The sequence below is a fragment of the Streptomyces sp. NRRL B-24085 genome (genome assembly GCF_001282115.1).
In the GTDB taxonomy this organism is placed as follows: Bacteria; Actinomycetota; Actinomycetes; order Streptomycetales; family Streptomycetaceae; genus Streptomyces.
Map to the genome: position 1 here is coordinate 1 of NZ_LJBR01000415.1, position 4,548 is coordinate 4,548.

Consider the following 4,548-nt stretch of genomic DNA (forward strand, 5'->3'; position numbering starts at 1 on the left):
CCCCGGCGTCTCACCGCCCTCTCCGCGCTCGGCCTGCTGCTCCAGAAGAAACCCGAGCGCGGCTGATCATCCCACCCAACCGGCTGATCAGCACATTCGTCGCCAGTCATCACTGGCGACGTGTGTGTACTCCGTGAACGCCTGTTACCGACGGGTACCCAAAGTGCCCCGTCCCGAATACCCTGCGGCTCATGACGGACGCGCAGGCCCCGGCCAAGACCGGCACGAACCCCCTCGCCCCCGCCCCGGAGGGCGCCCGTACCGCGGCCGACGTGGTCACCCCGGAGCTGGTCGCCCAGCTCACCAAGGGGGTGACCGGGTCCGGCCGTACCGCCAACCACACGCCGTTCACCGGCGAGAAGCTGGCCGACCTGCCCGAGTCCACCCCCGAGGACGTGGCGAAGGCCTTCGACGCGGCCCGCCGGGCGCAGGCGGTGTGGGAGCGGACCCCCGTACGGCAGCGCGCCGCCGTCCTGCTCCGCTTCCACGACCTGATCCTGGAGCGCCAGGCCGAGGTCCTCGACCTCATCCAGCTGGAGACCGGCAAGGCCCGTCTGCACGCGCACGAGGAGGTGCAGGCGGTCGCCGTGGCGGCCCGGCACTACGGCCGCAAGGCGCCCGCCTACCTGCGGCCGAAGCGGCACACCGGGGCCGTGCCCACCCTCACCAAGGTCACCGAACTGCGCCATGCGCGCGGGGTCGTCGGCCAGATCGCCCCCTGGAACTACCCGCTGGAACTGTCCGTCGGCGACGCGCTCCCCGCCTTCGTCGCGGGCAACGCCGTCGTCATGAAGCCGGACACCGAGACCTGTCTGACCGCCCTGTGGGCGCGGGACCTGCTGGTCGAGGCGGGCCTGCCCGCCGAGGTCTTCCAGGTCGTCCTCGGTGACGGTCCCGTCGTCGGCCCCGAGGTCGTCCGGCACGCCGACTACGTCTCCTTCACCGGCTCCACCCGTACCGGCCGCGAGGTCGCCCAGGGCGCCGCCGCCCGCCTGGTCGGCGTGTCCCTCGAACTCGGCGGCAAGAACGCCATGCTGGTCCTGGAGGACGCCGACATCGAGAAGGCCGCCGCGGGTGCCGTCCGCGCGTGCTTCTCCTCCGCCGGCCAACTCTGCATCTCCATCGAGCGGTTGTACGTCCACGAGTCGATCGCGGACGCCTTCCTGGAGCGCTTCGCCGCCCGCACCCGGGCCATGCGCCTCGGCAAGTCCCTCGCCTACGGCGCCGACATGGGCTCCCTGGTGGGGGAGCGGCAGCTGGAGACGGTCACCCGGCACGTCGAGGAGGCCGTCGAGAAGGGCGCCAAGGTCGTCGCCGGCGGCGTCGCCCGCCCGGACATCGGCCCCTACTTCTTCGAGCCGACCATCCTCGACGGCGTCACCGAGCCCATGGCGGTCTGCGCCGAGGAGACCTTCGGCCCGGTCGTCTCGGTCTACCGCTTCAAGACCGAGGACGAGGCCGTCGAGCTCGCCAACTCCACGCCGTACGGCCTGAACTCCTCGGTGTGGACGAAGGACGGCAGGCGGGGCCGCGAGATCGCCTCCCGGGTGCGCGCCGGCACCGTCAACGTCAACGAGGGCTACGCCTCCGCCTACGGCAGCGTCCAGTCCCCGATGGGCGGCATGAAGGACTCCGGCCTCGGCCGCCGGCACGGCTCCGAGGGCATCCTCAAGTACACCGAGGCCCAGACCGTCGCCCAGCAGCGCCTGCTGCCGATGGCGCCCTCGATGGGGATGGACGACGAGAAGTACGCCCAGTTCATGAGCAGGAGCCTGCGGCTCATGAAGGCCCTGCGTTTCAAGTAGGAACACCCCGGTTCTCGACGAGGAGAGCACGTGCCACAGGACACCTACGACTACGACGTCATCGTCGTCGGCTCCGGCTTCGGCGGTTCCGTCACCGCCCTTCGCCTCACCGAGAAGGGCTACCGCGTAGGGGTCCTGGAAGCCGGACGCCGCTTCACCCGCGAGACGCTCCCGAAGAACTCCTGGGACCTGAAGAACTACCTCTGGGCACCGAAGCTCGGCATGTTCGGCATCCAGCGCATCCACCTGCTGGGCAACGTCATGGTCCTCGCGGGGGCGGGCGTCGGCGGCGGCTCCCTCAACTACGCCAACACCCTCTACGTCCCCCCGAAGCCCTTCTTCGAGGACCCGCAGTGGCGTGACATCACGGACTGGCAGGAGGAGCTGGAGCCGTACTACGACCAGGCCCGCCGCATGCTCGGTGTCCGGCTCAACCCGACGATGACCCCCTCCGACGTCCACCTCAAGGCGGCCGCCGAGCGGATGGGCGTCGGCGACACCTTCCACATGGCCCCGGTCGGCGTCTTCTTCGGCGACGGCGAGGACGCGGAGGGCAGGCGGAAAGCCGCCCCCGGCGAGCAGGTCGACGACCCCTACTTCGGCGGTGCGGGCCCCTCCCGCAAGGCCTGCATCGAGTGCGGCGAGTGCATGACCGGCTGTCGGCACGGCGCCAAGAACACCCTGAACGAGAACTACCTCTACCTCGCCGAGCAGGCCGGCGCGGTCGTCCACCCCCTCACCACCGTCGTGTCGGTCACGGACGACTCCCAGGGCGGCTACGCCGTCGCGACCCTCCCCACCGACGACCGCCGCAAGGCGAAGGGCCGCACCTTCAAGGCCCGCAGGGTCGTCCTCGCCGCCGGCACCTACGGCACCCAGACCCTGCTGCACCGCATGAAGGCGGGCGGTCAACTGCCGTACATCTCGGACCGGTTGGGCGAGCTCACCCGCACCAACTCCGAGGCCCTGGTCGGCGCCCAGACCGACAACCGCCGCTACCGCAAGGCGACCGGCGTGCCGAAGGTCGACTTCACCCAGGGCGTCGCCATCACCTCGTCCATCCACCCGGACGAGAACACCCACATCGAGCCGGTCCGCTACGGCAAGGGATCCAACTCGATGGGCAGCCTGTCCATCCTCCAAGTCCCCTACGCCGAGGGCTCGTCGAGGACCATGGCCTGGCTGGCGAACGCCGTGAGGCACCCGCTCCTGGTGCTGCGCTCGCTCTCCAACCGCCGCTGGTCGGAGCGGACCATCATCGGCCTGGTCATGCAGTCGCTGGACAACTCCCTGACGACGTACCTGAAACCGGACGGCGTCGGCAAGGGCCTGCTCACCGCGCGGCAGGGCCACGGGGCACCCAACCCCAAGCAGATCAGGGCCGCTTCGGAGGGCGCCTCGGCGATCGCCGCCGACATCAACGGCTTCGCCGGCTCGAACGTCGGCGAGCTGATGGGCACCCCGCTCACCGCCCACTTCCTCGGCGGCTGCGCCATCGGCTCCTCCCGCGACACCGGCGTCATCGACCCGTACCACCGGCTCTACGGCCACCCGGGGATCTCGGTCGTGGACGGCGCCGCGGTCTCCGCGAACCTCGGTGTGAACCCCTCGCTCACGATCACCGCGCAGGCCGAGCGCGCGATGTCGTACTGGCCCAACAAGGGCGAGGAGGACCCGCGTCCCGCGCAGGGCGAGGCGTACGTCCGGCTCGCCGCGGTCGAGCCCAAGTCGCCGGCGGTCCCGGCGGAGGCCTTCGGCGCGCTGAGGCTGCCGTTCCTGGGGATGCCGGCGGTGCCGAAGAAGTCGTAGGGCCCGAAGAAGCGGAGTCGTAGCGCCCGTAGGGCAAAGGGAAGGACCCGCACCCCCCTCCGAGTGCGGGTCCTTCCCCTTTCCTGCGTCAAGTCGTGCTCAGCGCGTCACGCCTCAGGCGTGGGCGCCGGCCGCACCCTTGCGCCGCTTCACCGCGAAGACCACACCGGTACCGGCGACGACGGCGAAGCCGCCGACGAGGCCGACGACCGGCAGGGCCGAGCTCGAACCGGTCTCGGCGAGCTGGCCGTCCACGTCGACGCCGTTGACGTCGGAGATGGGGCTCTTGCCACCGGTCTGCGGCTTGGCGTCGCCCGGCTTGCCGGCGTCGGAGCCGGCCGGCAGCACCTCGAAGTAGTAGATGCCCGAGTTCTCGTCGGCGGAGACCCAGCAGCCCTTGTCGTCCGAGTACTCGGCGAGACCGATGGCGATGCCGATCGCGCTCGGGACCTCACGGTCGACCTTCACCCGGAGCTGGTAGCTGAGGGAGTCGCCGCCGTCGAGGTCGAAGGCGTTGAACGAGCCGCCCTCACCGAACTGCGTGGCCACGTCGACCCAGGTGCCACCGTGCTTCACCTGCACGGTGACCAGGTCGCTGTAGTCCTTCTCGAAGTCCCAGTCGACCGCCGCGACACCGACGATGGGCTGGATGTCCTTGATCGTCCCGTCGCCGGAGTTGCTGACGTTGAACTTGAAGTTCGTCCAGCCGCTGCCCGCCACGATGCTCTCGGGCAGACCGGTCAGCGAGCTGTGCAGGACGTCGCTGTCGTGCGGGAGCGGGGCGTCGTCCTCGTCGACCTCGCACTGGTCGACGGGCTCGTCGCTCGTGCTCGGGGAGGGGCTGGCGCTGGTGGAGCCGGACGGGCTCGTGGAGGGGCTGCCGGAGGGGGTCGAGCTGGTCTCGCCGGCCGAGAGCAAGCCCTCACCCGTGGCG

At 70.7% G+C, this 4,548-nt stretch carries 3 protein-coding genes; 2 read left to right on the forward strand and 1 reads right to left on the reverse strand.

Going from position 1 to position 4,548, the window contains the following annotated elements:
• The first annotated feature begins 191 nt into the window (after nt 1-191).
• Nucleotides 192-1,805: a succinic semialdehyde dehydrogenase gene (locus AOJ26_RS35085; RefSeq protein ID WP_053852406.1), complete on the forward strand. Its 1,614-nt coding sequence runs from the start codon at nt 192-194 to the stop codon at nt 1,803-1,805.
• 30 nt (nt 1,806-1,835) lie between these two features.
• On the forward strand, nt 1,836-3,614 hold the full coding sequence (locus tag AOJ26_RS35090) for a GMC oxidoreductase (protein WP_053852407.1): 1,779 nt from the start codon (nt 1,836-1,838) through the stop codon (nt 3,612-3,614).
• Nucleotides 3,615-3,728: 114 nt separating this feature from the next.
• On the opposite strand, the gene AOJ26_RS35095 is transcribed toward AOJ26_RS35090, so the two are convergent.
• Nucleotides 3,729-4,548: LPXTG cell wall anchor domain-containing protein (locus tag AOJ26_RS35095; RefSeq protein WP_053852408.1), on the reverse strand; the 820-nt coding region annotated here is incomplete at its 5' end.